Below are 24,397 nucleotides of genomic sequence, written 5' to 3'. Positions count from 1 at the left end.
TCTTTTTGTGTTTGGTTCATTTCTTGAAGCGTGGAGCAACTTTGTTGTTTTTTCGATCGCGATGCAGAACGAAACCGGCGATAAATCCTACTCCTAAAATAAGAAGGATAAGTCCGCTTATAAATTGAACCCATAATGCGGGGAAAGGACTGTGTAAAATTTTGAAGAAGATATCCCTCATTAATTTGATCCCGTATCCTGCCATCACTCCAGGGATAACGAGGATCATTAGTGCGATAAACCTTTGCATAGTGTATACCTCTTTCAAGAAATTAATAAATACATTTTACCTAATTATAATGACGTTGTCCAAAAGAGTAATTTTGTTTCTTTTCATTATTTTAGTGTATAGTTATTATGTGAGTGAATTACAAATGCAATGCTCTAAAAATAATCTGTTATACACAAAAGGGTGTCTGAAATGAAGAACTGTTTAATTGTAGGGGCTGGACGAGGAGGATCGGCTTTACTTAAAATTTTAGTTGATGCAGATATGATGGAAGTTATTGGAGTTGCTGATAAAAATGAAAAAAGTTCGGGGATCTTACTCGCAAAAGAACTAGGGATAAAGACGGATAGAGACTGGGAGTGCTTGTTAACGAACGACGTTGATGTAGTTGTTGAAGCAACTGGTGATCCTGCTCTTGCTTCTGAACTTAAGGTTGCCTGTGATAAAGCGGGTGTTGTCTTAATACCTAGCTCTGTTGCAACGTTGATTTTCAATTTAATTGAAGAAAAAGAAACATTGATTGAACAGTTAACAAACTATTATTCTAAACAAGATGTAATCATAAACTCTACCCATGACGGCATGATAGCGATTGATGAAAAGTCTATGGTGACGTTAATAAATAAGAGTGCTGAACGGATGTTAAATGTAAAAAAAGAAGAAGTTTTAGGGAAATCGATTTATGAAATAGTGCCAGCCAGTCGGTTAGGTCGCGTTTTGCAAACGAAAAAAATAGAAATGAATAAAAAGCAGGAGATTACAAACGGTTTAACGATTGTTACTACACGTGTTCCTATGATTCATAATGATAAAGTGATAGGTGCATTAGCCGTCTTCAAAGATATTACCGAGATTGAGCAGATGGCTGAAGAAGTTACTAACTTAAAAAGTATTCAAACGATGCTTGAAGCGATTTTTTCGTCATCGGATGACGCGATTTCGGTAGTGGATGAAAATGGGATTGGTCTGATGATTAACCCAGCATATACTCGCTTGACAGGATTAACAGCTGGGCAAGTAATAGGAAAACCGGCGACGGCTGATATTTCTGAAGGTGAAAGTATGCATATGCATGTTCTAAAAAACCGAAAATCAGTCCGCGGGACAAGAATGAAGGTTGGTCCGAAAAAGAAAGATGTAGTTGTTAATGTAGCGCCTGTGATCGTTGATGGGAAACTAAAAGGAAGTGTTGGGGTCCTTCATGATATGTCTGAAATTAAATCGCTTACGGATGAATTGGAACGTGCAAGAAGAATTATTCGAACGTTAGAAGCGAAATACTCTTTTGAGGATATTATCGGTACGTCTGAAGAGATGGAGTTTGCGATTGAGCAAGCGAAATTAGCTGCTTCAACACCGGCGACGATTTTGTTGAGAGGGGAATCGGGTACTGGGAAAGAGCTCTTTGCCCATGCAATACATAATGCAAGTGAGAGAAAGTATAACAAGTTTGTGAGAGTTAACTGTGCGGCAATTTCTGAATCTTTATTGGAAAGTGAACTTTTTGGTTATGAAGAAGGTGCATTTTCGGGTGCTAAAAGAGGGGGGAAGCGTGGTTTATTTGAAGATGCAAACGGTGGTAGTATTTTCTTGGATGAAATTGGTGAATTAAGCGTAAACATACAAGCGAAACTTCTTCGTGTCTTGCAAGAACGAGAAATTGTTCGGGTTGGTGGAACGAAGTCTATTGCAATCAATGTAAGGGTAATTGCGGCTACGAATGTGAATTTAGAAAAAGCCATAAATGAAAATAGTTTTCGTGAAGATTTATATTATCGAATTAACCGAATGCCAATCTTTATTCCTTCTCTAAGAAAGCGTAAAGAAGATATTCCTGCGCTTTGTAATCATTTAATATTAAAGATCAATCAAGATTATGGTAGAAAAGTGACAGGTTTAACGGCATCTGCTGAAAAGATTTTAATGAACTATGATTGGCCAGGGAATGTACGTGAGCTTGAAAATGTCCTAGGGAGAGCGATGATCTTTATGCACTTTAACGAAATTGAAATTGATGTCCATCATATTCCGGAATTGAGTGGGGAAGATAGTAAAGAAGAGCGTTCGGAAGAAATGACGCAACAATTTGCGAGTTTCCAATCATTAGCTGAAAAAGTTCAGCAATTTGAAAAAGAGCAAATACTATTTGCTTTAAAGAATAATGGCGGTAATAAAACGGCTACCGCTAAAAGTTTAAAACTTTCAATTAGAAATTTATATTATAAAATGGAAAAATATAATATTGAAATAAATAGCATGCAATAATTTGCGCACTATGATAAAATTTGCATAGTGGAATTGGTTAATTGTGAACAAAAAGTGTACAAAAAGAACTGAAATTAGTTGGTTGCAAACTTGGCACAGAAATTGCAATATTAAATTGTGTAACCAACGTGACAACGAGAAAGGCGGTACGATGGTGAATTTAGATCAACTTAAGGAACAAGCAATACAATTGCCATCAAAGGTTGTGGCAGTTGCTGCAGCAGAAGATGAGGAAGTAATCGAAGCAGTAGTTAACGCTGTGGATCAAAAATTAGCAACCTTTATTTTATATGGTAATGAAGAAAAGATTAAATCTCTGTTTACTAGTAGCAAAAACGGCGGTTACAACAAAAGTGAATACGTTAAAATTGTGAACGCTAACAGTGACAAAGATGCAGCTAAATTAGCTGTCCAAGCTGTAAACCAAGGTATTGCAGATGTATTAATGAAAGGTATGGTTTCAACTTCTGTTATTTTAAAAGAAGTTCTAAACAAAGAGTATGGTCTTAGAGCAGGAAAAGTACTATCTCACGTAGCAGCTTTTCAAATACCTGATGTAGACAGACTTATTTTTGTAACAGATGCAGCGATGAACATCGCACCTGATTTAAATCAAAAAGTTGAAATCATTAACAATTCGGTTTATATTGCTAGGCGGTTAGGGTTAGAGTTACCTAAAGTTGCGGTACTCTCGGCTGTAGAGACGGTTAATCCTAACATGGTGGCCACTGTCGATGGTGCACTGCTTGCTCAAATGAACAAGCGAGGTCAAATTAAAAATTGTATAGTAGATGGACCTCTTGCGGTGGATAATGCAATATCAATTCATGCTGCCCAGTTAAAAGGAATTGAAGGTGAAGTGGCTGGGAGAGCGGATATTTTAGTCGTTCCGATTATTGAAGTAGGTAATGCTTTATACAAGTCTCTTGTTTATTTTTCGAAAGCGAAAGTTGGCGGAGTAATTGCTGGCGCTAAGGCACCGATTGTATTGACATCTAGAGCCGATTCAGCAGAGAGTAAACTTTATTCATTAGCAATGGCAGTTCGTTCAGTTAGCTAAAGGAAAAAAAGAGTGAAAATAGGGAGGAAAAATACGATGGAATTATTTAAGTATATGGAAACGTATGATTATGAACAGGTTGTTGTATGTCAAGACAAACAATCAGGTTTAAAAGCAATCATTGCAATACACGATACAACCCTTGGACCAGCTCTTGGTGGAACGAGAATGTGGACTTATAATACAGAAGCAGAAGCATTTGAAGATGCACTTCGTTTAGCTAAAGGAATGACTTATAAAAATGCAGCAGCAGGTTTAAATCTTGGTGGAGGAAAAACAGTTATTATTGGAGATCCTCGTAAAGATAAAAATGAGGAAATGTTCCGAGCTTTCGGCCGCTATATCCAAGGATTAAACGGACGCTATATTACAGCTGAAGATGTTGGGACTACAGTAGGGGATATGGATATCATCCATGAAGAAACGGATTACGTAACAGGGATTTCACCAGCATTTGGTTCATCAGGAAATCCATCGCCGGTAACAGCGTATGGCGTTTATGTAGGAATGAAAGCGGCCGCAAAAGAAGCGTTTGGTACTGACTCTTTAGAAGGCTTGACGGTGGCTGTTCAAGGTGTTGGGAATGTATCATATACGCTATGTAAGCACCTTCATGAAGAAGGAGCAAAATTAATCGTTACTGATATCAACAAAGAGTCTGTGGCAAGAGCAGTTGAAGACTTCGGTGCAAAATCAGTTGATATTAGCGATATTTACAGTGTTGAATGTGATATTTTCGCACCATGTGCCTTAGGAGCAATTATTAATGACGATACTATCCCGCAACTTAAAGCGAAAGTTATTGCAGGGGCAGCGAACAACCAATTAAAAGAAACAAAACACGGTGACCAAATCTCTGAACTTGGTATCGTTTATGCGCCTGATTATGTTATTAATGCAGGTGGAGTTATAAATGTCGCTGATGAGTTATACGGCTACAATAAAGAGCGAGCATTAAAAAGAGTAGAAACGATATATGATAGTATTTCAAAGATTTTTGAAATTTCGAAACGTGATAATATTCCAACGTATATGGCGGCCGATCGTATGGCTGAAGAAAGAATTGAAAACATGCGTAAGTCTCGTAAGCAGTTTTTAACGAATGAACATAGTATTTTAAGTAGACGTCGTTAATAACGAAGTAATAAATAGAGGGTGGCTTTTTATAGGAGTTGGCATGCCTGAATAATAAGTAGTATTGTTTAACTTGTGACATACTAACTTTGAAGGCTAGTAGCTCTTTGGAAGCCAGCCTCTATCATTATAATTTAATAATTTCATCATCTTAATTTAGTGCCACAAGGAAACTCCCATCTAGTTGAGCTAATCGTTCTCAACTGGATGGAGCAGGGTGTGGCTAGTTTATTGGGATTATGAAGTTTACTTAATTAGGTTTCAAATAAATTTGTTGGGGGTAAGTTTTTTGCAACATGAATATCGAATTTTAGCCATTAATCCGGGATCTACTTCCACTAAAATAGGTATATATGACGACGAGCGCTCCTTGATAGAAAAGACGATTCGCCATAATGCCGATGCGATTAATTCATATGATCGAATTATCGACCAATATTCATTTCGGAAAGAAACAATTTTAGAAACTCTTCATGAAGAAGGGATCAATATCTCCAAGCTAAGTGCAGTTGTTGGTAGAGGGGGATTGTTACGACCGATTGAAGGGGGGACGTATGAAGTCAATGATGCGATGTTGAAGGATTTACGTCAAGGTTTTTCTGGAGAGCACGCATCGAATTTAGGAGGAATTTTAGCTTTTGAAATTGCAAAGCAACTCAACATTCCTTCGTTTATAGTTGACCCTGTCGTTGTCGATGAAATGGACTCAATTGCTAAAATATCTGGATTTGCACTTTTTGAAAGAAAAAGTATTTTTCATGCTTTAAATCAAAAAGCTGTAGCAAGAAGAGTTGCTAAAGATCTAGGTAAGAAATATGAAAAATTAAATTTAATTGTTACCCATATGGGCGGAGGTATTACTGTTGGTGCTCATAAAGGTGGGCGTGTTATAGATGTTAATAATGGTTTACATGGAGAAGGGCCTTTCTCACCAGAACGTGCTGGAACAGTACCGGCAGGGGATTTGGTTTCATTATCATTTTCAGGGGAGTATTATGCGGATGAGATAATGAAAAAGATCGTCGGTCAAGGTGGTCTAGTCGGCTATTTAGGTACGAACGATGCGGTAGAAGTTGAAAAAAGGATAGCTTCTGGAGATGAAGAAGCAAAGCTTGTTTATGATGCGATGGCATATCAAGTTGCAAAAGAGATCGGCGCAGCAAGCACAGTTTTAAAAGGTGAAGTTGATGCGATTGTTTTAACAGGTGGGCTTGCTTACGGTAAAAGTTTTGTGAAGGAAATTACCGATCGAATTAGTTGGATAGCTGATGTAATCGTCCATCCAGGGGAAAATGAGCTTCAAGCATTAGTGGAGGGCGGCTTAAGAGTTCTTCGTGGTGAAGAACAAGCAAAGTCATATCCTAATAATGAAATTACTGTTGAAAATGTAAAGTAGGGAAGGAGACAAACAAATGGCTCATGAATATGACTTAGTAATACTAGGAGCAGGGACTGGTGGTTATGTTGCCGCCATCAAAGCATCGCAGCTAGGATTAAAAGTGGCTGTCGTTGAAAAAGCAAAATTAGGTGGTACGTGTTTACACCAAGGTTGTATCCCGAGTAAGGCGCTACTAAGAAGTGCTGAAGTGTATTCAACAATGAAGCACTCTGAAGAGTTCGGGGTAAGTGCAAACGATGTCACCCTTCATTTCGATAAGGTTCAGCAAAGAAAAGAGAAAATCATTGAAAACCTACATAAGGGTGTCCAACATCTTATGAAAAAAGGGAAGATTGATGTTTATGAAGGAATTGGGCGTATTTTAGGACCATCTATTTTTTCTCCAACTCCAGGGACTATTTCCGTAGAAATGAACAACGGTGAAGAAAATGAGATGCTAATTCCGAAAAATGTTCTCATAGCGACAGGTTCTAGACCGAGGACATTACCGGGGCTTGAGATTGATGGACAATACGTTCTTTCAAGTGATGAAGCATTGAAAATGGAAGCACTTCCAGAGTCAATGATCATTGTCGGTGGTGGAGTCATTGGGATTGAATGGGCATCAATGCTCGCTGACTTTGGCGTTAAAGTAACTGTTCTTGAGTACGCTGATCGAATTTTACCTACAGAAGATCATGAAGTTTCAAAAGAAGCAACTCGCTCAATGAAGAAAAAGGGTATAAAGATAGTTACAAGTGCGAAAGTTCTTTCTGAAACAATTGAAAAAGGAAAAGTGGCTACGATTCAAGCTGAGCATAAAGGAGAAACAAAAGCATTCTCTGCCGAAAAGCTTCTCGTTTCCGTAGGCCGACAAGCAAATATTGAAGGAATCGGTTTAGAAAATACCGATATACAAGTAGAGAACGGTGTGATTCAAACGAATCAGTTTTATCAAACGAAGGAATCTCACATTTATGCAATCGGAGATGTGATTGGAGGGCTTCAGCTAGCGCATGTCGCATCCCATGAAGGTATAATTGCTGTAGAACATATGGCTGATCAAAATCCACATGAGCTAGATTATAATTTAATCGCAAAATGTGTGTACAGTTCTCCTGAAATTGCAAGTGTAGGACTAACAGAAAATGAAGCAAAAGAAAAAGGTTATAAAGTAAAAACAGGTAAGTTTTTATTTAAAGCCATTGGTAAAGCGATGGTTTTCGGAGAGACAGACGGCTTTGTAAAGCTTGTTGTCGATGAAGATTCAGAAGATTTATTAGGAGTTCATATGATTGGGCCTCATGTGACTGATATGATTTCTGAAGCAGCGCTGGCTAAAGTGTTAGACGCCACGCATTGGGAAGTTGCAAATACAATTCATCCACACCCGACACTATCAGAGGCAATAGGTGAAGCAGCACTCGCTGTTGACGGAAAAGCGATTCACGGTTAACAGTTTTGAATGAAGAGTTAAGAGTTTTGAGTTAATGAAAGTAACGCTACGTAGCTACACATACACCAACTCAAAACTCAAAATTCAAAATTCAACACTCAAAACTCAACACTCAACACTCAAAACTCAAAATTTGCTTTAAACTATGTTATGTCTGGGCAACGTAGCATAGCTTTCAAAAGATGTACATTATAAATTGTACATTTCACATTATAAAAGGGGGTCTTATAATGACCGAAAATCGTCATGCATCAGTTGGCTTAAGTGATCAAGATGTACTTGAAATTTATGAGACGATGTTACTCGCAAGAAAAATAGATGAAAGAATGTGGCTATTAAACCGAGCAGGAAAAATTCCTTTTGTTATTTCTTGTCAAGGTCAAGAAGCTGCTCAAGTTGGAGCGGCCTACGCTTTGAATAAAGAAAAGGATTATGTTTTACCTTATTACCGTGACATGGGTGTTGTTCTTCACTTTGGAATGACTGCTCGTGACCTTATGCTATCAGCATTTGCTAAAGCTGAAGATCCAAACTCTGGCGGTAGACAAATGCCGGGACACTTCGGTCAAAAGAAAAATCGCATTGTTACAGGATCTTCTCCAGTAACAACACAAGTTCCTCATGCTGTAGGTGTTGCTTTGGCTGGAAAAATGCAAGGGAAAGACTTTGTGACGTTTACAACATTTGGAGAAGGTTCATCAAACCAAGGTGATTTTCATGAAGGGGCGAACTTTGCTGCTGTTCATAAATTGCCTGTTATCTTAATGTGTGAAAATAATAAGTATGCGATTTCTGTGCCGATTCATAAACAATTAGCGTGTGAAAAAGTATCTGATCGTGCAATTGGATATGGAATGCCAGGTGAGACCGTTGACGGAAATGATCCAATTGCTGTTTATAAAGCGGTTAAAGCAGCAGCTGATCGTGGGAGAAATGGTGAAGGACCAACGTTAATTGAAACTGTTTCGTATCGTTTAACACCACACTCTAGTGACGACGATGACCGAGCGTATCGTTCAAGAGAAGAAGTTGAAGAAGCGAAAAAGAAAGATTCAATCATTACGTTTAAAGCGTATTTGCAAGAATTAAATATTTTAACAGAAGAAATTGAAAATCAAATAAATGAACGTATTTCTAGTGCAGTAAATGATGCGACAGAGTATGCGGAAGCGGCAGCTTATGCTCCTGCTGAAGACGCTTTAAAATACGTTTACGCTGAGGGGGAATAGACGATGCCAATTATGTCCTATATTGATGCTGTAACATTAGCTATAAAAGAGGAGATGGAACGCGACGATAAAGTTTTCGTTGTCGGTGAGGACGTTGGTGCCCGCGGTGGCGTATTTAGAGCAACGAACGGTTTATATGAAAAGTTCGGAGAAGAAAGAGTCATTGATGCGCCGTTAGCAGAATCAGCGATTGCAGGTGTCGGTGTTGGTGCTGCGATGTACGGAATGCGACCAATTGCTGAGATTCAATTTGCTGACTTTATTATGCCAGCGGTGAATCAAATTGTTTCAGAAGCTGCAAAAATTCGTTATCGTACAAACAATGATTGGAGTTGTCCAATGGTTATCCGTGCTCCTTACGGTGGTGGAGTTCATGGTGCTTTGTACCATTCACAGTCTGTAGAAGCAATGTTTGCTAGCATTCCTGGATTAAAAATTGTGATGCCTTCAACCCCTTATGATGTAAAAGGGTTATTAAAAGCGGCTATTCGTGATGAGGATCCAGTTTTATTCTTTGAACATAAGCGAGCTTATCGTTTAATTAAAGGGGAAGTCCCTGAAGACGATTATACGCTTCCGATCGGTAAAGCTGACGTAAAACGTGAAGGTGACGATATAACAGTAATTACGTACGGTTTAGCGGTACATTTTGCTCTGCAAGCAGCTGAAAGATTGGATAAAGATGGTATTTCTGCTCATGTGTTAGATTTACGTACAGTTTATCCGCTAGATAAAGAGGCAATTATTGAAGCAGCAAACAAAACTGGTAAAGTACTCCTTGTTACTGAAGATAATAAAGAAGGTAGCATTATGAGTGAAGTTGCAGCGACCATTGCTGAACATTGTTTATTTGAATTAGATGCACCAATTCAACGCTTAGCAGGTCCAGATGTACCTGCAATGCCTTATGCACCAACAATGGAGAAGTTCTTTATGATTAATCCTGATAAAGTCGAAAAAGCGATGCGAGATTTAGCAGAATTTTAAGAGGGAGGTAACATACAGTGACAACAGAAATAAAAATGCCGCAGCTAGGCGAAAGTGTAACAGAAGGTACGATAAGTAAATGGCTAGTAAAGCCAGGCGACAAAGTAAATAAGTATGACCCAATAGCTGAAGTGATGACAGATAAAGTGAATGCTGAAGTTCCTTCCTCATATACAGGTGTCATTAAAGAACTTATTGCAAATGAAGACGAGACAATTGAAGTTGGTGGTGTCATTTGTACGATTGAAGTCGAAGGTGGAGCTTCTCAACCGACAGCGGTGAAAAAAGAAACACCGGCTAGCGAAACTGTACAACAGGAAGAAGTTCGAGACGATGGTGAGAAAAAACGTTATTCTCCAGCTGTACTTCGTTTAGCAGGAGAACATAACATCGATTTAGCTGCTGTTAAAGGAACAGGCCGAGGTGGCCGAATTACTAGAAAAGATATTCAAGCAATTATTGAAAGTGGGAATATTCCAAAAGGGGTTTCAGAAGACACTAAAATTGAAACAACTGAGCAGCAACAAGTTGTTAAAGAAGAAACGGTTTCAGCTCCAACTGCTGTTAATACCGTCCAAACAACGGCTCAACCGAATATTTCTGCTGCTCCTGGTGATATCGAAATCCCGGTATCAGGAGTGAGAAAAGCGATTGCAGCGAATATGGTGAAAAGTAAACACGAGGCTCCACACGCTTGGACTATGGTCGAAGTTGATGTGACAAACCTTGTGAATTATCGTAATAGCATAAAAGGTGAATTTAAACAAAAAGAAGGACTTAATATCACATTCCTACCATTCTTTATTAAAGCTGTTGTAGAAGCATTAAAAGAATTCCCACAACTTAACTCGATGTGGGCAGGAGATAAAATCATTCAAAAGAAAGATATTAATATTAGCATTGCTGTTGCAACAGATGACGCGTTATACGTTCCAGTTATTAAACATGCTGATGAAAAATCGATTAAAGGGATCGCCAGAGAGATTAATGACTTAGCTGGTAAAGTAAGAAATAAAGCGATAAGTAACAATGATATGCAAGGTGGTACATTTACTGTCAACAATACAGGATCTTTTGGATCTATACTTTCTACACCGATTATTAACTATCCGCAAGCGGCTATCTTATCGGTAGAATCGATCGTTAAACGTCCTGTCGTCATGGATAATGACGCAATTGCAATCCGCCACATGGTGAATTTATGTTTATCATTAGATCATCGCGTATTAGACGGTTTAGTATGCGGCCGCTTCTTAGCGACTGTAAAAGAGAAGTTGGAAACAATTAGTAAAGATAATACTCAATTATATTAAACTTTATATGGTAGGAAAGTTTTAAAACCCTATTATTTTAAAAGACCATAGTATGTTGTGAACATTCACAGTATGCTATGGTTTTTGTATGCTAGTTGGTTTGTTGGTTAGTGGTTAGGGCGCGCGATCGCCTGACTTTTAGATGTTAGATGGTGACGGTTGTGCCATCATGAATTTTGTATAAAAAAATTTATACAAAAAAACAAATTTAGTTACATCGTTTGATAAGATGTGGGAAACCTACTAACTGTTACATATTTAATCAAGAAAGGTTGGTTTTCCAATGAAATGTTTTCAACAAAAAGTAATATTCAGTATTGTAATTGCAACAATGTTATTTTCTTTAACAAGCGTTGCATTCGCTAACCCTGAAGGCACTCAAGATGATGCAAGTACTCATTTTGAAAGAGTGAGCTATGAACAAAAGGCAATCAGGCCACATTTCAACTTTTATTACCAACTGTTAGCTGAGAAATATGCACCGAAGCATGTGAAAGTTTGGAATGAAGTTCTGAAAGACCGTGATGCATTGCTTAAAAAATATCGTGAAGTTAAAAAGGCAGGGAAAGAATTAGAGGACTTTTATGATGAAGAGTGGCTTAAAGAGCATAGTGAAATTCATCAACAATTTTTAGAAGCGGTTGAAAAACGAGATGACGATAAGTTAAAAGAAATAGTCCCACGTGTTATTGATCATCAGAAGGAATTAAACGCTATGCTGAAAAAACGTTTAAAAGAAATTAAGTAAATATAGGGCTGAAAAGGAGACCAGTATAACTGTCTCCTTTTGTCTTTTTATGAGGAGTTGTTTTTGTTTACAAATCGTAACCCTTACGTTATAATCCTTTTTGTGCAAATAAAACGTAATCGTTACGAAAGGGGATTTAAAATGAAAATCAAATCTATTCTTTTTGCATTAATGCTAGTTCTATCAACATTTTTAGTAGCGTGTGGAACGGCTGAAGAGCAAGTAGAAGAAAGTACAGCAACGGAAACTACTGAAGACACCAAGGTAGAAGAAGAAATTACAGAAGAAGAAAAAGTAGTTTTAGAAGTGTATACAACAATTTTTCCATTAATGGACTTTGCTAAAAAAATTGGTGGTGAATACGTAGACGTAGAAAGCATTATTCCAGTTGGAGCAGATGCACATACGTTTGAACCAGCGCCAAGAACGATGGTCGATGTTTCAAATGCCGATCTTTATATATACAACGGAGCAGGCATTGAAGGATTTGCTGATGCAGTAGCAGAAGTTTTAAAAACAGGTGATGTAAAAATTTTAAAAGCTTCTGAAGGGATTGAATTCATTGATTATGGTGACGGCCATGACCACGGTCATAGCGAAGATGATGATCACGGACACGACGATGATGGACACGGTCATAGCGAAGATGATGATCACGGACATGAAGATGATGGGCACGGTCATGACCACGGAGACGAAGATCCACACATTTGGTTAGACCCGATTCGTGCTATTCAAATTGCTGAAAATATTAAAAATGCATTAGTAGAGTTGTTACCAGAAGCGGCGGAAACATTTGAAAGTAACTTTGAACTTTTACAAGAGCAATTAGAAGAACTAGATCAAAAGTTTTCTGAAATGGTAGAAGAAGTTTCACGTGACACGATTATCGTTTCTCATGCCGGTTACGGATATTGGGAAGATCGATACGGCATTAAACAAGTCGGAATTTCAGGTATTTCACCAACAAATGAGCCTTCAATTCGTCAATTACAAGAAACGATTGATTTTGCTAATGAAAATAATATAAATTACATTTTCTTCGAACAAAACATTCCAACAAATATCGCTGAAACTGTTCGCAATGCAGTAGACGCTGAAGCACTATGGTTACACAATTTAGAAGATTTAGTACAAGAAGATGTTGACAATAACGAAGATTATTTCAGCTTAATGGAAAGAAATATTGAAATGTTAAGAACAGCTCTTCAATAATAACACAAGGGACCGTCCAAAGGCGGTCTCTTTAGATTGTGCAACTGTACAAAATCAACAAATTTAAATGTAGAAACGCATTCGGTATTTCGGTTTTAAGTTTTGTTAATATTAATAATGCATTTTATTTTGTAAATGTAAATAACAAGTGTACAATGTAAGCATAGTGTTAATATTAAAAAGAGGTGAAATTTAAATGAATATGCAGTTTAATTTTTATAATGACGTGATTAATGGTGCTAGAAAAGAAATGGTCGATGCCGGCTATAAAGAATTGACAACTCCTGAAGAAGTAGATGAAGTTTTAGGTAAAGAGGGTTCAGCTTTAGTTTATATTAATTCTGTTTGTGGTTGTGCAGGTGGAATTGCACGTCCATCTGCTGCTTATATGGCCAACTATGAGAAAAAACCAGACCATTTTTTGACTGTATTTGCGGGACAAGATAAAGAAGCTACAGAAAGAGCGAGAACTTATTTTAAAGGTTATGCTCCTTCTTCGCCTTCTTTTGCGCTTGTAAAAGATGGTGAAATTAAAGCAATGATAGAACGCCATGAAATTGAAGGCCATGAACCAGTTGAAGTCGTTCAAAAACTTGAAAAATACTTTGATGAATATTTGTAAGCAATAAATTTGATGGAGGGTGGGCCAAAACAAGTGTCAGACACCTTTGGTCCACTCTCTATTTTAAAACGAGTACTTTCCTTTCTGCATTCCAACCTTACGTCCTTCTAACTTTCTAACTAACCAACTGTCGACAAACTAACAAACCAACTTATTCAAAACTTGAATACAATGTTTTATAATGCTATAATAATTTCTTGTATAAGTGTAGATTTTTATAATAAATTACTCCTAAAGGAGAGTGTTTTTGTGCAAGATTTTTATGTGAAGATTCATGAATACTTAAATATGGATGAAGAAATTTCATTTGAAGAATTTGATCAATATTATAAAAAAGTCACTAAGTATTTTTCTGAACAGACAGATGATCTAGAAGAAGATGATATTTGGAAAGGCTTATTTATCATTGAAAACCTAATGTCTAATGCTGACAACCGCGCCAAAGAAGTAAAAGGGTCAAAGCAGAAGAAGTATAAAAAAATGTCAGACCGTTCATCATTGTGGGCACAGAACTTCGCTGGAAGGTTGTACAGTAAAGGGTATACTGAAGATCAGTTAAATGAGCGCTTCGAACAAATGTTTCAAGACTATGAACAATTAAAATCATAAGAGATTGAGCGGGTTTAAGGAACTTTCCTTCTCCGCTCTTTAAATTAATATTGACACATTATTGTATAAATGTTATATTAATTTAGCATTATTAAGTGTGCGCCTATAGTGAAATGGATATCACACGAGATTTCGGCTCTCGGATTCTGGGTTCGAATCCTGGTGGGCGCGCCATACATAATTATTGTTAAGGCTTTAGGGATTTTCCTATGGTCTTTTTTTGTATGAAATAAAATCGACCGGAATTATTTTCATATTAGATGGTGACGATGCATTTTCATGAGGGTTTGTATCTATTTAAAGAGATTTTTTTTAACTAATTCCTTCTTATTTAATTGTATTTCACAATTTTATGTTATATTAAAACTATAAATATTTTCTAAAAAGTCCGATTATAAAATCTACTGGCTATTGTAGCTAAGTTTTGAATATGGAGGCAACAACGTTTGAATAGTTTTAGAAATTTACCGATACGTTGGAAAATTACATTTCTGTCTGTAGGAATAGTTATTTTCTCATTAATAGTTGGTGGAATTATTCTTTTAGGCTATATGGCCGAGAAAAAAGAAGAAGAACTTTCACAAACAACGTTAATTACAGCTCAATTAGTAGCGCAGTATAAAACCGTTCAAGATGAAATTAACAAGGAAAATGCATCAGAAGTGTTACAGCCGATTGCTGAAAAAATTCGAGTTATAAATAACGCAGATTATATCGTCATATTAAATATGGATCGTATTAGGTTAACTCATCCGATCAAAGAGCGAATTGGAACGACGTTTTATGGTGGGGACGAAGACCCAGCTTTTTCAGAACATATTTATACATCAAAAGCGATAGGGGAAAACGGTTATACGGTCCGCTCGTTTGTTCCGATCATTAATGAAAATAGTGAGCAAGTAGGTGTAGTAGTTGTTGGTAATGTGTTACCTACTTTAAAGGAACTAATGATTGATATAGGTAATTCTATGGTAGGAGTTTTTGTTATCGCTTCCATTTTTGGTATGTGGGGTGCTTGGTTGTTAGCGAATCACATTAAAAAGCAAACGTTTCATATCGAACCTGATCAATTGGCAAGAGTATTAGTGGAACGTACAGCAACCTTTAATGCCATTAGAGATGGCGTTATTGCGATTGATCAAGACGAAAAAATTACTGTTATTAATCAATCTGCTAAGGAAATTGTTAATGCTAAAGGTGATGTAGTTGGCCGTAAAATACAAGAGGTAATTCCGGATACTAGATTGCCAGAAGTATTAAATTTACAAAAACCATTGTTACAGCGAGAGTTTTTTATTCAGGATAGGGCAATTTTGAGTAATAGAATCCCTATAAAATTACAAGGGAAAATCATTGGAGCTGTAGCTATTTTCCAGGATAAAACAGAAGTAACGAGGTTAGCTCAAGAACTTACAGGTGTTCAAGCTTTTGTTGACGCACTAAGGGTACAAACACACGAATATTCTAATAAGCTTCATACTATTGCTGGTTTAATTCAATTAGATCAAGGAAAAAAAGCGTTAGATTATATATTTGAGTTGTCAGAAGAGCACTCTGAACTTACGACGTTAATTACTAGGCAAATTCATGATGATAGTTTAGCGGGGCTACTTTTAGGTAAGCACAGTCGTTGTAAAGAATTAGGGATTCAGTTGAATTTCGATTATGATAGTGTTTTTATTAATTATCCAGAAGGTACCACCATTCATGACTTAGTGATTATATGCGGGAACTTACTAGATAATAGTATCGATGCCTTAGTAAATACAAATGAGGCTACAAAACAAATTCTATTTTCAATAAAAGAAGGAGAAGAATTTTTAACGATAAAAATAAGTGACAACGGTGAAGGAATCCCAGAAAAAATTAAAAATAAGATTTTTAATAGAGGGTTTTCAACAAAGGGAAATGAGGGCAGAGGTATTGGCCTTTTCCTAATACAAGCAATTATTGATCGTGTTGAAGGGAAAATAGATATAAAAAGTGAGAGAGAACAAGGGACAGACTTTACGCTGCAAATTCCAATGAAAAGGAAAGTGGGGGCTAAATATGAAGCAGCTAAGTAAAGAACAGCAAATAAGGATTTTATTAATTGAAGATGACCTCATGGTTCAAGAGGTAAATCGGATGTTTGTTGAAAAAGTCAAAGGGTTTACAGTGGTAGGGGTTGCTGCTAACGGTAAAGAAGGCAGGGAAAAAGTAAAGGAACTACAACCTGATTTAGTCTTACTTGATATTTATATGCCTAAAGAAGATGGTTTACAAGCAATTTCAGAATTAAGACAAGAACAACTGGATGTTGACATTATTGCTGTTACTGCTGCAAATGATACGTTAACTGTAAAAAAGCTATTAAGATATGGTGTCGTAGACTATATTGTAAAGCCATTCACCTTTGAACGATTAAAGCAAGCTTTGGATCAATATAAAGAAATGTATGACAAACTTAGGAAAACCGATAAAATTTCTCAAGACAAACTTGATGAAGTAATGCAACAAAAAGAACAAAGTAAACAGGGGGAATTACCAAAAGGCTTACATTCAGTTACTCTAAAGCAAATTTTAGACTTTTTACAACAAATTGATTGTCCGAAGTCTGCTGAGGAGATTGGTTCAGAAGTAGGGCTAGCAAGGGTTACTGTCCGTAGATATTTAAATTATTTAGAGTCAACGAAAAAGGTAGAAATGGAGTTAACGTACGGAACGATCGGGAGACCAATTCAACTTTATCGTCTAATTAAATCGGATAATGAGGTTCGCTCATGAAGGGATTATTTTCAATTGTATTATTCCTTTTCGGAGGAATTATTACTGCAATTTATATAGGGTTTGGTTTCCAAACAAATTCCCAAACAGCTGTAGTTGATGAAGAGTTAGTTGGTCTTCATGAAAAATATACTTTGAAATTTAGTCATGTCGTTGCTCGAAATACTCCAAAGGGTTTGGCTGCTGCCTATTTTGCTGAGTTAGTTAAAGAAAAAACCAATGGTTGGGTAGAGGTACAAATTTTTCCGAATGGTGTGCTTTATAGTGCTCAAGAAGAGTTTGAGGCATTAAAAAGAGGCGATGTAAACATGATTGCGCCGGCTTTTTCTGAAGTGACACTTCATGATGAAAAGTGGATCGCTTTTGATTTACCTTTCCTATTTGATAATGAGCAAATGGTTGAACAAGCTTTTAACGGAAGGGTCGGGGAGTTGCTATTAAAAAGTATTGAAACAAAAGGGTATAAAGGTTTAGCCTTTTGGGATAATGGTTTTAAGCAATTAACGAATAATAATAGACCGGTTGTTAATCCAGAAGATATTAAAGGATTATCTTTTCGTGTCATGCCTAGTGAAGCGCTGTTTAAAACATACAGAACACTTGGGGCTCGTGCACGTACATTTCCATTTAATGAAGTGTACAATGTTTTACAAGATGGGATCGTTGATGGTCAAGAAAACACCCTTTCTAATATTTATTCAAAAGGTTTTTATAAACAGCAAAAATATATGACAGTAAGCAATCATAATTATTTAGGCTATGTAATATTAGTAGATCCTATTTTTTGGGATACAATACCGGAAATTTATCAAGAAAGTATTCAAGAAGCAATTGATGAAGTTACTGTATGGCTAAGAGAACATGCCAAAGAATTAAATGAAGATATGTTTCTAAGAATTTCCAGTACCGGTATAACTGAAATACACGAATTATCCGAAGAAGAAAAGAAACAATGGCTTAAAGAATTAAAACCGATTTATGATGAATATGAACCGATTATTGGTGACGAGTTAATGAAGGAAATACGAAAGGTTCAAGGATATTGATGTAATATCTAATTATATTGCACTAGAGTGAATTTCATAATTACCAAAAATGAGCCACATCAAACAATATATAGTTTGCGAATGTTTTTGACGCAACTATATATTGATCTTATTTGCGAAGATAACCGAATTATGAAATTCATTGACTACAATATAAATTTATTTTTTACTAACACAAATAAGCCATAAGACAAATCGTTGTCTTATGGCTTATTCGTGTGTTTTATTATGTCAAAGTTGGACAGTTGGTTTGTTGGTTAGTAGCTAGTTGGTTAGGACACTCGCCCGACTTTTCCTATTAGATGGTGAAGGAATATCGTCATGCGGGTTTTGTATGAAAATAAAGAAGGAAATCGTCCGTCTTTTTAATATTTTAGTGTGTCATGATGTTTGTATAAAATTATGTTTGCTGACGGATTAATTTTCATGACCAAAATGAACAAAAAGACCTTTATGTTCAAATTATGACGAAATTAATAATATCTTATATAATTTGAATAGTTAGAAAATAACAAAAATATTTAGAGGGGGATGACAAATGAAGAAATTTAAACGTGGACTTTTCACAGCTGTAGCAGGAATTTCGTTATTATTTGCTGCTGCATGTGGTGGTGGTGAAGAAACAGGAGGAAGTGAATCTGATTATCCGACTACTGTAACAATTGGAACTGCTTCCCAAGGTGGGTTGTATTACATTTACGGTTCAGGGCTTGGTGAATTACTTAGTAATGAACTTAATATTAGTTCAAACGTCGAAGTAACTGGCGGCCCAGTTCATAACATGCAATTAGTGCAAAGTAAAGATCAAGATGTCGGTTTAGTAACGTTAGGGCCAGCTTATGAAGGATTTAAAGGTGAAGGTGATTGGACTGGTGGACAAAAGTTAGAAGATGTTCGAATTGCTTTTCCGATGTACACAACTCCTTTCCATTGGTGGTCAACAGACCTAAATATCAATTCAATTGATGATATTAGTACGAAACGTAACGTTGGTGTAGGTCCTTCTGGTGGTACATCTGGAACATACTTACCGATGATCCATGATTTATTGGGAGTAGACGCTAATGCAGTTCAAGCTGGTGCAAGTGATATGGTCAGCCAACAAATGGATGGTCAATTAGATGTCATTGGTTTTGCTGCAGGTGTTCCAATCCCGGCAGTACAGGAAGTTTTAGCACAACGTGAAGTTAGTTTATTTGGTATCTCTGGTGAGCAACGTGCCGAAGTAATTGAGAACCTTCCATATTTTGATGAGTATACAATTCCTGGTGGAACGTATGAGCAAATCCCTGAAGATATTGAAACGATTGCAATGTTTAACTTCGGGATCGTTCATGCAGATGCTGATGAGCAGTTTGTTTACGATTTAGTAAAGGCTTACCATGAAAATAACGACTTTATGGTTTCTACAGCAAGAGCTGCACAAGAGGCACTTCCTGAGGCGATCTTAAATAATACTGTAGTTCCATTGCATCCGGGAGCTATTCGTTATTATGAGGAAATTGGAATTGATCTACCAGATTCAGTGAAGTAATAAAAGTATTCATTAAAGAGACTGATTGTTAGTTATGAGAAGCATACTTACAACAGTCAGTCTCTTCTTCTATTTCATGGTATATGATGTTTTTTAAAATAATTGTTTATAAGAGTGAATTTCATAATTACCTCAATTGAGCCATATCGAACTATAAGTAGTTGCGAGAGGTTTAGCGCAACTACATTTAGTTACTTAAGGGCGATAATATTGAACTATGAAATTCATTAATAAAAATTTTGAACGAGACGCTTCATGTCGTCTTTAAACAATTTTATCTATGGTTGGAGATTAGGCTATAAAAAGATTTAGGTACTAGGATATAAAACAATTATTTTAAAAAGCACAGTACCTACAAACTAAGCTTAAGGAGGGGTTTTCATGACAGAAGAAGAAAAGAAATCGATACTAAGTGATGAGAAGGCAAAAGAAATGGAACAACAAGCAGAAGTGGCTTCTACAGCTCGTGACTTAAAAGGTATCGTAAAAATTGCATTTGTTGTCATTGCTGTAGTCGGTGCACTTTTTCATCTTATAGTATTAAATTTTTACCCGATTGACCCGTGGTTATTCCGAAGTATTCACTTAGCTTTTGGAGCGATTTTAGCATTAATGCTTTTTAAAGGGTCGAAAAAAGGAACAAATAGAGTTTCCATCATTGATTGGGCTTTAATTTTAGGAATTATATTTATTACTGCATATATTTATATGAACTTAACGACATTACTTTTCCGTTTCGGTGTTATGCCTACAGCAATGGATTCATTTGTTGCGTTGCTCGGATTAGTGATCGTATTTGAAATTACAAGAAGAACAAGTGGATGGACTTTACCAATTTTAGCAAGTGTTTTTATTGCTTATGCATTTCTTGGTCCTTATCTACCTGGTATATTAAACCATCGCGGTTATAGTTGGGATCGTTTTGTCACTTATATCTTTGGGTTAGACGGAGTTTTTGGAGTGACATTAGACGTATCTTCGAAATATATTTTACTATTTATTATATTTGGAGCATTTCTACAAATGTCAGGTGTTGGTCGTTATTTTATCGACTTTTCGTTCTCACTTGCAGGAGGAATGCGTGGTGGCCCTGCAAAGGTTTCGGTACTATCTAGTGGATTAATGGGGATGATGAACGGAACATCTGCAGGAAACGCAGTTGCAACTGGATCATTAACAATTCCGTTAATGAGAAGAGTAGGTTATCCAGGAAGGTTTGCAGCGGCAACGGAAGCGACCGCATCCGCCGGTGGGCAAATTATGGTGCCGATCATGGGGGCAGGTGCCTTTATTATGGCTGAAATCACCGGCATTCGTTATCATGAAATTATTATTGCTGCAACGATACCTGCTTTACTGTATTTCCTATCAGTATATTTTATGGTAGATTTTCAGGCGATAAAAAGTGGAATGCGTGGATTGCCACGAAAAGAACTCCCTTCTTTAAAAGGAGTGTTCAAACAAGCGTATTTATTTATTCCAATTATTCTTTTAATCGGTAGTTTATTAAGTGGGTATAGTGTTATCCGTTCTGGTACAGTGGCGATAATTGCTTGTTTGATTATTAGTTGGGTTACACCAGATAACAAAATGGGACCGAAAAAAGTTATAGAAGCCTTAGTACTAGGGATGAAAAATACAATTCAACTTTTAGCAGTTTGTGCAACGGCCGGAGTGATCGTCGGTGTTATTGCTTTAACAGGTGTTGGGCAGCGATTTAGTTCAATGTTACTCGGTATTGCCGATACAAATATGTTACTCGCTTTAGTTTTTGCAATGTGTATTTCAATTATTTTAGGTATGGGTATGCCAACAACAGCCGCTTATGCTGTAGCAGCATCAGTAGTTGCGCCAGGACTTGTTTCGATGGGTATCCCATTATTGACAGCTCATATGTTTGTATTTTACTTTGCGGTAATGTCTGCAATTACACCACCAGTAGCGTTAGCAGCGTATGCAGCAGCTGGTGTAGCTGGAACCGATCCGTTTAAAACCGGTATCACCGCTTTTAAACTCGGAATTGCCGCGTTCGTTGTACCATATATGTTTTATTATTCACCACAATTAATGATGGAAGGTAGTGGTGGTGGAATTGCCCTTGCGGTAGTTACAGCAGCAATTGGGATTTATTTCTTAGCAGCAGCGGTACAAGGATGGTTTGCAAAAAAAGAGGCTGGTGTAATTGTAAGGGTTTTACTAATTGCTGCAGCTTTATGCTTAATTAATGCAAATTTATTATTTGATGCGATTGCAGCTTCGATTATTATTGTTGCAATTTTATACCAGAAAATGATTCAAAAAGATAAAGATGATGATATATCAAAAAAAGAAAGTATAGCTTAAAACAATATAGTAATTAGTCAGCTCTTTTTGGGAAACTATATATATAAGTATGGAGAAAAAGTAACATGCTTTATATTTAGTTCCCAATAGAGCTGATTTTTTGTATAAAAATTCATAAAAAGTGTTGACATTTAGTGATAACGTGTTAATATACATAATTATGAATAATAATTAGTTTAAGAGAAAATTAAAAGAAAAATATGGGGGTCAACTGAAATGAAAAAGAAAAACAAAATTTTATCATTTACGCTTTTATGCGTATTATCAATTGCATTATTAGCAGCGTGTGGTACAGCTCAAAATGAAGAGGAAGCACAACAAGGAACAGGTGGCGAAGCACCAGCAGAAAAACAAACATTAGTAATGGGTACTTCTGCTGATTATCCACCGTACGAGTTCATTGATACTGCTGTAAGTGATGAGATTATCGGTTTTGATATCGATATTGCCAATTACATTGCCGATCGCTTAGGTTTTGAACTTGAAGTTAGAGACATGGATTTTAACGGCTTAGTTCCAGCTTTGACAAATAATCGAGTAGATTTCGTACTAGCAGGTATGACACCAACTCCAGAACGCTTAGAAAATGTAGACTTCTCTGAAATTTATTATGTGGCAAAGCAAACGATTGTAACTAAAGAGGATAGCGGTATTACGAGTCTAGAAGATCTAGCTGGAAAAACACTTGGTGTACAATTAGGGTCTATTCAAGTTGGTCTAGCTAATGACATTGCTGAAGAAATAGGTGAATTAGAAATCGCTGAACGTAATAGAATTACGGATCTAATACAAGAGTTAATGACTAATCGTATTGATGCAGCGATTATTGAAGATACTGTTGGTGAAGGACATATCGCTGTCAACCCTACATTAACTTCGTTCCCAATTGTAGAAGAAAATGAGGCAGGTTCTGCGATTGCATTTCCTAAAGGTAGTGAATTAACAGATCAATTCAATGAGGTTCTTCAAGAAATGTTTGAAAATGGTAAAATGGATGAACTTATTTTGAAGTGGTTCTATCCTGAAGAGGAATAAATATTAAATTAAACTGATAAGAGAGGAATGAGATAGGCATGAATTTGGACTTTTCCCAAATCGTGCCTTCTATCCCTTACATAATGAAAGGGATATGGGTCACGTTACAAATTGTAAGTGTATCGCTTATATTTGGGTTCATATTAGGTACAATTTTATCTCTATTTAAAATTGGTAAAATTACCGTTTTAAGATGGTTAGCTGATGCTTATACATCTATTTTTAGAGGGACACCTTTAATTTTACAGTTATTTTTAATTTATTTTGCAACACCACAAGTTATAGGATATGATATTTCCGCTTATGCAGCCGCTGTGCTCACATTCGGTTTGAACTCCGCCGCTTATGTATCTGAAATTATTCGAGCGGGTATTCAAGCGGTCGATAAAGGACAAAGAGAAGCTGCTGAAGCTCTAGGTGTTCCCTACCGCCCAATGTTAGTAAACATCATTTTACCTCAAGCAATTAAAAATATTTTGCCAGCACTTATGAATGAATTTATTACGTTAACAAAGGAATCAGCAATTATCTCTACAATTGGTGTTTTGGATATTATGAGAAGAGCGCAAATCGTTCAGGCTAATCTTTATAAGCCTTTTGAACCATTAATTTTTGCTGCATTAATTTATTATATAATGGTAATGGCGTTAACTCTCTTAGGTAGACTTCTTGAGAGGAGGTTAAGTCGCAGTGATTAAAGTAAAAAACCTTTATAAATCATTTGGAAAATTAGAGGTACTAAAAGACATTAGCACACAAATAGACAAAGGTGACGTCGTTGCAATTATTGGACCCTCAGGTTCTGGTAAATCTACGTTTTTACGTTGTTTAAATTTATTAGAGGTTCCGACATCCGGGCAAATTTGGATTGAAGAAGAGGAGATTACTAATCCGAAAGTTAATATTATGAAAGTGCGCCCAAAAATCGGAATGGTTTTTCAGCATTTTCACTTATTTCCACATATGGATACGTTAAGTAATATTACTTATGCACCAATGAAGGTCAAAGGTATTAATGAAGCGGATGCAAACCAAATAGCGATAGAGTTACTTAGGAAAGTCGGTCTAGAAGATAAGGCAAAAGAATTTCCAATACGCCTATCAGGTGGTCAAAAGCAGCGTGTGGCGATCGCTCGAGCACTTGCAATGGAACCAGAAATTATGCTTTTTGATGAGCCGACATCTGCTCTTGATCCGGAAATGGTTAAAGAGGTTTTAGATGTTATGAAGTCACTCGCTCATAGTGGGATGACGATGGCGATTGTTACTCACGAAATGGGTTTTGCAAGAGAGGTTGCTGATCGTGTTTTTTTCTTAGAAGAAGGAAGACTTCTCGAGGATACACCACCAGCTGAATTTTTCTCTAATCCTAAAACAGAACGAGCAAAAGCGTTCTTAGATAAAATATTGTAAAGAAGATGGCTTACA

General features: G+C 36.6%; 21 protein-coding genes and 1 tRNA gene. 21 read left to right on the top strand and 1 reads right to left on the bottom strand.

The genetic code is table 11. The annotated features are described in order from the left end of the window. Positions 1 to 16 precede the first annotated feature (16 nt). A complete protein-coding gene (locus tag BKP35_RS03255) occupies positions 17 to 250 on the bottom strand; it encodes a DUF2627 domain-containing protein (protein ID WP_071311938.1) in 234 nt (77 codons plus the stop codon). 171 nt (positions 251 to 421) lie between these two features. Here BKP35_RS03255 and BKP35_RS03250 point away from each other — a divergent pair, with 171 nt between their 5' ends. From BKP35_RS03250 to BKP35_RS03150, 21 genes are all read left to right on the top strand, one after another. After that, entirely contained in the window at positions 422 to 2,494 is a 2,073-nt protein-coding gene (locus tag BKP35_RS03250) for a sigma 54-interacting transcriptional regulator (RefSeq protein WP_071311937.1), read from the top strand. A gap of 154 nt (positions 2,495 to 2,648) precedes the next feature. Beyond that, positions 2,649 to 3,554 (top strand): phosphate butyryltransferase, encoded by a 906-nt coding sequence (gene yqiS, locus BKP35_RS03245; protein WP_071311936.1) that lies wholly within the window; start codon positions 2,649 to 2,651, stop codon positions 3,552 to 3,554. 36 nt (positions 3,555 to 3,590) lie between these two features. Further along, positions 3,591 to 4,688, top strand: a complete 1,098-nt coding sequence (gene bcd, locus BKP35_RS03240) for a branched-chain amino acid dehydrogenase (protein ID WP_071311935.1) — start codon at positions 3,591 to 3,593, stop codon at positions 4,686 to 4,688. A 289-nt stretch (positions 4,689 to 4,977) separates the two neighbouring features. Beyond that, on the top strand, positions 4,978 to 6,084 hold the full coding sequence (gene buk / locus BKP35_RS03235; RefSeq protein ID WP_139192794.1) for a butyrate kinase: 1,107 nt from the start codon (positions 4,978 to 4,980) through the stop codon (positions 6,082 to 6,084). Positions 6,085 to 6,100: 16 nt separating this feature from the next. Further along, the gene (gene lpdA / locus BKP35_RS03230; RefSeq protein WP_071311934.1) at positions 6,101 to 7,522 is read left to right on the top strand and encodes a dihydrolipoyl dehydrogenase; all 1,422 of its coding nucleotides are present in this window, start codon (positions 6,101 to 6,103) and stop codon (positions 7,520 to 7,522) included. A 230-nt stretch (positions 7,523 to 7,752) separates the two neighbouring features. Next, positions 7,753 to 8,751 carry a thiamine pyrophosphate-dependent dehydrogenase E1 component subunit alpha gene (locus tag BKP35_RS03225; protein WP_071311933.1) on the top strand — a complete coding sequence of 333 codons (999 nt, stop codon included), beginning with the start codon at positions 7,753 to 7,755 and terminating at the stop codon, positions 8,749 to 8,751. 3 nt (positions 8,752 to 8,754) lie between these two features. Further along, a complete protein-coding gene (locus tag BKP35_RS03220) occupies positions 8,755 to 9,738 on the top strand; it encodes an alpha-ketoacid dehydrogenase subunit beta (protein ID WP_071311932.1) in 984 nt (327 codons plus the stop codon). A 17-nt stretch (positions 9,739 to 9,755) separates the two neighbouring features. Continuing rightward, positions 9,756 to 11,051 (top strand): dihydrolipoamide acetyltransferase family protein, encoded by a 1,296-nt coding sequence (locus tag BKP35_RS03215; protein WP_281244173.1) that lies wholly within the window; start codon positions 9,756 to 9,758, stop codon positions 11,049 to 11,051. Between the two features lie 283 nt (positions 11,052 to 11,334). Further along, positions 11,335 to 11,799 (top strand): hypothetical protein, encoded by a 465-nt coding sequence (locus BKP35_RS03210; protein ID WP_071311931.1) that lies wholly within the window; start codon positions 11,335 to 11,337, stop codon positions 11,797 to 11,799. Positions 11,800 to 11,940: 141 nt separating this feature from the next. Next, positions 11,941 to 13,014, top strand: a complete 1,074-nt coding sequence (locus tag BKP35_RS03205) for a metal ABC transporter solute-binding protein, Zn/Mn family (protein WP_071311930.1) — start codon at positions 11,941 to 11,943, stop codon at positions 13,012 to 13,014. Between the two features lie 196 nt (positions 13,015 to 13,210). After that, a complete protein-coding gene (locus tag BKP35_RS03200; protein WP_071311929.1) occupies positions 13,211 to 13,636 on the top strand; it encodes a BrxA/BrxB family bacilliredoxin in 426 nt (141 codons plus the stop codon). A gap of 249 nt (positions 13,637 to 13,885) precedes the next feature. After that, on the top strand, positions 13,886 to 14,245 hold the full coding sequence (locus tag BKP35_RS03195) for a hypothetical protein (RefSeq protein WP_071311928.1): 360 nt from the start codon (positions 13,886 to 13,888) through the stop codon (positions 14,243 to 14,245). Between the two features lie 99 nt (positions 14,246 to 14,344). Further along, a tRNA-Arg gene (locus BKP35_RS03190) sits at positions 14,345 to 14,419 on the top strand. A 272-nt stretch (positions 14,420 to 14,691) separates the two neighbouring features. Beyond that, positions 14,692 to 16,311 carry an ATP-binding protein gene (locus BKP35_RS03185; RefSeq protein ID WP_071311927.1) on the top strand — a complete coding sequence of 540 codons (1,620 nt, stop codon included), beginning with the start codon at positions 14,692 to 14,694 and terminating at the stop codon, positions 16,309 to 16,311. Then, positions 16,295 to 17,011 carry a response regulator gene (locus BKP35_RS03180; RefSeq protein WP_071311926.1) on the top strand — a complete coding sequence of 239 codons (717 nt, stop codon included), beginning with the start codon at positions 16,295 to 16,297 and terminating at the stop codon, positions 17,009 to 17,011. Before BKP35_RS03185 ends, BKP35_RS03180 begins: the two co-directional genes overlap by 17 nt. Further along, entirely contained in the window at positions 17,008 to 18,057 is a 1,050-nt protein-coding gene (locus BKP35_RS03175) for a TRAP transporter substrate-binding protein (protein WP_071311925.1), read from the top strand. The genes BKP35_RS03180 and BKP35_RS03175 overlap by 4 nt, the downstream gene beginning before the upstream one ends. A 538-nt stretch (positions 18,058 to 18,595) precedes the next feature. Next, positions 18,596 to 19,591, top strand: a complete 996-nt coding sequence (locus BKP35_RS03170; RefSeq protein WP_071311924.1) for a TAXI family TRAP transporter solute-binding subunit — start codon at positions 18,596 to 18,598, stop codon at positions 19,589 to 19,591. Between the two features lie 381 nt (positions 19,592 to 19,972). Continuing rightward, positions 19,973 to 21,934 (top strand): TRAP transporter permease, encoded by a 1,962-nt coding sequence (locus BKP35_RS03165; protein WP_071311923.1) that lies wholly within the window; start codon positions 19,973 to 19,975, stop codon positions 21,932 to 21,934. Positions 21,935 to 22,150: 216 nt separating this feature from the next. Further along, positions 22,151 to 22,969 carry a transporter substrate-binding domain-containing protein gene (locus tag BKP35_RS03160; protein WP_071311922.1) on the top strand — a complete coding sequence of 273 codons (819 nt, stop codon included), beginning with the start codon at positions 22,151 to 22,153 and terminating at the stop codon, positions 22,967 to 22,969. A 38-nt stretch (positions 22,970 to 23,007) separates the two neighbouring features. Beyond that, entirely contained in the window at positions 23,008 to 23,667 is a 660-nt protein-coding gene (locus tag BKP35_RS03155; RefSeq protein WP_071311921.1) for an amino acid ABC transporter permease, read from the top strand. Further along, positions 23,660 to 24,382 (top strand): amino acid ABC transporter ATP-binding protein, encoded by a 723-nt coding sequence (locus BKP35_RS03150; RefSeq protein ID WP_071311920.1) that lies wholly within the window; start codon positions 23,660 to 23,662, stop codon positions 24,380 to 24,382. Before BKP35_RS03155 ends, BKP35_RS03150 begins: the two co-directional genes overlap by 8 nt. Positions 24,383 to 24,397 lie beyond the last annotated feature (15 nt).

This window comes from Anaerobacillus arseniciselenatis (assembly GCF_001865995.1).
In the GTDB taxonomy this organism is placed as follows: domain Bacteria; phylum Bacillota; class Bacilli; order Bacillales; family Anaerobacillaceae; genus Anaerobacillus; species Anaerobacillus arseniciselenatis.
This window is presented reverse-complemented; position numbering and strand designations above follow the sequence as displayed.

Bases quoted from the DNA above. Each gene is read 5' to 3' on its own strand.
- BKP35_RS03255 (WP_071311938.1), bottom strand. From the start codon at position 250: ATGCAAAGGTTTATCGCACTAATGATCCTCGTTATCCCTGGAGTGATG.
- BKP35_RS03250 (WP_071311937.1), top strand. From the start codon at position 422: ATGAAGAACTGTTTAATTGTAGGGGCTGGACGAGGAGGATCGGCTTTA.
- bcd (WP_071311935.1), top strand. From the start codon at position 3,591: ATGGAATTATTTAAGTATATGGAAACGTATGATTATGAACAGGTTGTT.
- lpdA (WP_071311934.1), top strand. From the start codon at position 6,101: ATGGCTCATGAATATGACTTAGTAATACTAGGAGCAGGGACTGGTGGT.
- BKP35_RS03225 (WP_071311933.1), top strand. From the start codon at position 7,753: ATGACCGAAAATCGTCATGCATCAGTTGGCTTAAGTGATCAAGATGTA.
- BKP35_RS03220 (WP_071311932.1), top strand. From the start codon at position 8,755: ATGCCAATTATGTCCTATATTGATGCTGTAACATTAGCTATAAAAGAG.
- BKP35_RS03210 (WP_071311931.1), top strand. From the start codon at position 11,335: ATGAAATGTTTTCAACAAAAAGTAATATTCAGTATTGTAATTGCAACA.
- BKP35_RS03205 (WP_071311930.1), top strand. From the start codon at position 11,941: ATGAAAATCAAATCTATTCTTTTTGCATTAATGCTAGTTCTATCAACA.
- BKP35_RS03200 (WP_071311929.1), top strand. From the start codon at position 13,211: ATGAATATGCAGTTTAATTTTTATAATGACGTGATTAATGGTGCTAGA.
- BKP35_RS03180 (WP_071311926.1), top strand. From the start codon at position 16,295: ATGAAGCAGCTAAGTAAAGAACAGCAAATAAGGATTTTATTAATTGAA.
- BKP35_RS03175 (WP_071311925.1), top strand. From the start codon at position 17,008: ATGAAGGGATTATTTTCAATTGTATTATTCCTTTTCGGAGGAATTATT.
- BKP35_RS03170 (WP_071311924.1), top strand. From the start codon at position 18,596: ATGAAGAAATTTAAACGTGGACTTTTCACAGCTGTAGCAGGAATTTCG.
- BKP35_RS03165 (WP_071311923.1), top strand. From the start codon at position 19,973: ATGACAGAAGAAGAAAAGAAATCGATACTAAGTGATGAGAAGGCAAAA.
- BKP35_RS03160 (WP_071311922.1), top strand. From the start codon at position 22,151: ATGAAAAAGAAAAACAAAATTTTATCATTTACGCTTTTATGCGTATTA.
- BKP35_RS03155 (WP_071311921.1), top strand. From the start codon at position 23,008: ATGAATTTGGACTTTTCCCAAATCGTGCCTTCTATCCCTTACATAATG.